Source organism: Kaarinaea lacus, assembly GCF_975902315.1.
This window is the reverse complement of the sequence record NZ_CDLKIE010000530.1, coordinates 1-4250: the sequence shown is the minus strand read 5'-3', so window position 1 is coordinate 4250 and position 4250 is coordinate 1. Positions and strand designations below refer to the sequence as shown.

Below are 4250 nucleotides of genomic sequence, written 5' to 3'. Positions count from 1 at the left end.
TTCTTCGATGGCTTTTTCAATGCGTTCCTGTTCGTCTTTAGGCAATGACTGGAATTCTTCCGGTGATATTGTTTCTTCACCACGTAAAGGTGCCAGGGTATAACCTGTTGGAGTTCTTAGTATACCAACACCGCGTTCTTTGGCATCCTCGTTGAGTTTGTCGAATGCACTTTGTTGTTTCTCGTCAAACTCTTCGTTGATTTCCTGCACTCGGGTGCGATACTCATCGCTACGAAATGCTGCCGGAATGGCATTCTGCAAATCTTCCACCAGTTGGGTCATGTCATCGCGTAGACTGGTTCCCATACCGGGAGGGAGTTGTAGTGCTTTCGGCTTATGCGGTTGGCCGAAATTGTTCACGTAGCACCAGTCGGATGGAACAGCACCTTGCGCGGCACGTTTTTCCAGTTCCTGGCTTACAACAACGTGTTTGCCGATTCCGGTTGAACCAAGCACAAACAGGTTATATCCATCGTGTCTAATTCCAACCCCAAAATCGATGGCTTCCAGTGCGCGATTTTGACCAAAAGTTTCTGTCAGATCTTCAAGCTCAGCAGTGGTTGAAAAATCGAGTTCCGCAGGATTACAGGCATGATAAAGTTCAGATGCTTTAAGTGGCTTGGTGCTCATAGCCTAATCTGTTCCCCCGTTGCATAACGGTTAGCAGTGATAAGTAGCGTTGTTGTTATTCTATAAACGTTCCGGCAAATGTGCTCGGATATCATCAACGTTTAAACCAGTCAGGTCTTTATTGATTTCATTGGTGATTAACTTCTTGGTTTCTGAATGCAGGTTATTGCGCAGCATACCTAAAAATGATGGTGCTGCAACAACATATAATCTTGCATATTTTCCCTGTTGCCGGACACTGTCCAGCTTGGTACTAACATCTTTTGCAAAACGAATTGCTTCCTGACGTTTCGGATCAATTTCGGTATCCAGTGAATTCACGCCTTGACCGTTGCGGTTGGAGGTTTTACCTGGTTTGTCGGAGGCCATTTCGTTGGGATGCAATTTGGACCTGGGGTGTACCATGCTATCGAACTCAGTTAATGCGCCTCTATTTGTTTCTGCTTTGAAAAACCTGGCTCGACTGGCGTCAGCTACCATTACTAATGTGGTCATTATTTGCTCCTCCGTTTCGCCGTTCTTATATAAATTATATTAGCTTTTGCTAAATCGTAAGATATTGAGCAATGTCAGGAAAAATGATGTATTCTGATTAATCGGTTATTTGGTATAACAATATGAAATAACAGGGAAAATTGATAAACCTCCTGGGAGGGTTATGTTTTCCTGGAGTCTATAAATATGACTGAATTAGTCACGCATAAGGGTAGTTGCCATTGCGGCGCTGTGCAATATGAAGTTGAGGCGCCAGCCGACTTGCAGGTGCACGAGTGTAATTGCTCAATTTGTTCGCGTACCGGTTATTTGCACTTGATCGTTCCGAAAAGTCATTTTCATTTACTGCAAGGTGAGGATTATTTGACAACCTATACCTTTGATACCCATGAAGCCAAGCACAAGTTTTGCCGGGTTTGCGGCATCAAGTCATTTTATATTCCACGCTCCAATCCCGATGGCATCAGCGTTAATGTGCGATGTCTGGACGATGCGACTATCCATTCAATGGAAGTTGAATTGTTCGATGGCAAGAACTGGGAGCAGCATGCCCATGAGCTAAAGCACCTCTCTCAAGAGGATACAGAATAATAAATTCGGTGATACGATCTGCTCTGGCTGGAATAGATTAGTTTTTATCCTTGCTGTTTTTTTGCATGTGCTCGGCAAGGTACAACCAGGTCTCAATAACAGAATCCGGATTCAGCGATACACTGCTAATACCTTGTTCCATGAGCCAGAACGCAAGATCCGGGTGATCAGAAGGCCCCTGGCCGCAAATACCAACATACCTGGCGTTTTTACGGCAGGCCTTGATGGCCATACTGAGCAGCGATTTAACTGCATCGTTGCGTTCATCAAACAGGTCGGCAACCAGTCCTGAATCCCGGTCCAGTCCCAGGGTAAGTTGTGTCAGATCATTAGAGCCAATGGAATAGCCGTCAAAAAATTGCAGGAATTTGTCTGCTAGCAGGGCGTTGGAGGGGATTTCGCACATCATAATGACTTCCAGACCATTCTCGCCACGATGCAAATCATTGTCATACAGTACATCGATGACGGCTTCTGCTTCTGTAACTGTACGGCAAAAAGGAATCATAATGGCAACGTTGGTAAGTCCCATATCATCGCGCACTTTTTTAATCGCAAAACATTCCAGCTCAAAACAATCTTTGAATGAATCACTAACGTAGCGTGAGGCTCCCCGAAACCCGATCATGGGATTCTCCTCATCGGGCTCGTAGGTGTCACCACCAATAAGGTTCGCGTACTCGTTGGATTTGAAATCAGACATGCGCACAATGACCGGTTTGGGGTAGAACGCTGCTGCGATAGTGGCAATACCTTCAGTTAATTTCTCAATATAAAAGCTGACAGGGTCGGCATAGCCAGCCATCTTGCGCTGAATTTGCTGTTTGATGTTGTCGGACTGGTGGTCAAAATTGAGCAGGGCTTTGGGATGAACGCCTATGGTACTGTTAATAATGAACTCCAGTCGTGCCAGACCAACACCTTCATTGGGTAGTTGACGGAAGTCAAACGCCCGGTCCGGGGTCGCTACATTCATCATGATTTTAAAGGGCAGTGGTGGCATGGAGTCCACCTGTATTTCATTGAGCACGAATTCCAGTTTTCCGTCATAGATGAAACCCGTTTCACCTTCGGCACATGACACTGTCACATCTATACCATCGCTAACGTTTGTTGTTGCATCACCGCAACCCACGACTGCGGGGATACCCATTTCTCGGGCGATAATTGCTGCATGACAGGTACGGCCACCACGATTGGTTACAATGGCTGAAGCACGTTTCATGATCGGTTCCCAATCCGGGTCAGTCATGTCAGTAATCAGAACATCGCCTTCCTGCACGCGGTCGATTTCGGTTGCGCTCATTACAACACGCGCACTACCTGCCGCGATACGCTGACCAATACTGCGGCCTTTAACCAGGGTTTTGCCTGTTGATTTGAGTTCATAGCGTTGAATGACGTTTTTGCTGGCGCGGCTCTTAACGGTTTCCGGGCGCGCCTGGACGATATAGAGTTCTCCGTCGGTACCATCTTTGGCCCATTCAATATCCATGGGTCGCCCATAATGTTCTTCAATTCTTACTGCCATTTGGGCTAACCGGGTAACGTCGCCATCATTGATGCTGAAGCGGTTTTGTTCTTCGATGGGGACGTCTATGGTGACCGTAGAATCGCTATGATTGGCACTATCCGTGTACTGCATGCGAATGGCTTTGCCGCCCATGGTTCGACCCAGAATCGCATGTTTGCCCATTTTCAAGGTTGGCTTGTAAACGTAGAACTCATCCGGGTTGACGATACCTTGCACGACGGTTTCACCTAAACCATAGGCGCTGGTGATGAGCACCACCTGATCGAAACCTGACTCTGTATCAATAGTAAAAATAACACCGCTGCTGCCCACGTCTGAGCGTACCATTTTTTGTATACCGGCTGACAGGGCAACCTGGCGATGATCAAAGCCCTGATGAACTCGATAGGCAATAGCGCGATCATTATAAAGAGAGGCAAAGACCTCTTTGATGGCTAATAGCAGGTTATCAATGCCACTAATATTTAAAAATGTTTCCTGCTGCCCGGCAAAGGATGCTTCCGGTAAATCTTCTGCAGTGGCGGATGAACGAACCGCAAAGCTGGCCTGGTCACCATATTCTTTTACCAGTTCGGTGTAGGCATCTTTGATAGCTTGTTCAAATTCGGGGGAAAACGGCGCGTCGACTACCCACTGTCTAACCTTTTTGCCAGTGTCAGCGAGCGCCTTAACGTCATCGACATCCAGTTGGTCGAGGGTGTCATGTATTTTCTGGTCCAGATTATTGTTGGCAAGAAATTCGCGGTAGGCGTGAGCGGTTGTCGCAAATCCACCAGGGACTCGAATACCCTCGCTTGACAATGCGCCAATCATTTCGCCAAGAGAAGCGTTTTTACCACCGACCTGCGGAACATCATCGATATGCAGATCGCGAAGCCATTGGATCAATTCCATAACGGACTTACCATGCCATTATTTTTTGGTTTGGATAATGATCTATATCATAAAGTGAGGTGAATAATCTGGTACGAAATTATGTTACAGTTTAAGGGTACCTCAC

4 protein-coding genes are annotated in these 4250 nt (G+C 46.6%); 1 reads left to right on the top strand and 3 read right to left on the bottom strand.

The annotated features are described in order from the left end of the window. Both ACWVCM_RS16540 and ACWVCM_RS16535 read right to left on the bottom strand, forming a co-directional pair. On the bottom strand, positions 1 to 630 hold a 630-nt coding region (locus ACWVCM_RS16540; protein WP_455202876.1), incomplete at its 3' end, for a Lon-like protease helical domain-containing protein. Positions 631 to 690: 60 nt separating this feature from the next. Next, a complete protein-coding gene (locus ACWVCM_RS16535; RefSeq protein WP_455202875.1) occupies positions 691 to 1125 on the bottom strand; it encodes a host attachment protein in 435 nt (144 codons plus the stop codon). Between the two features lie 186 nt (positions 1126 to 1311). Between ACWVCM_RS16535 and ACWVCM_RS16530 the strand changes: the two genes are divergently transcribed. Beyond that, positions 1312 to 1716: a GFA family protein gene (locus ACWVCM_RS16530; RefSeq protein WP_455202874.1), complete on the top strand. Its 405-nt coding sequence runs from the start codon at positions 1312 to 1314 to the stop codon at positions 1714 to 1716. 37 nt (positions 1717 to 1753) lie between these two features. Here the strand turns inward: ACWVCM_RS16530 and ppsA are convergent, their stop codons facing one another. Beyond that, the gene (gene ppsA / locus ACWVCM_RS16525) at positions 1754 to 4144 is read right to left on the bottom strand and encodes a phosphoenolpyruvate synthase (RefSeq protein ID WP_455202873.1); all 2391 of its coding nucleotides are present in this window, start codon (positions 4142 to 4144) and stop codon (positions 1754 to 1756) included. Positions 4145 to 4250: the final 106 nt, after the last annotated feature.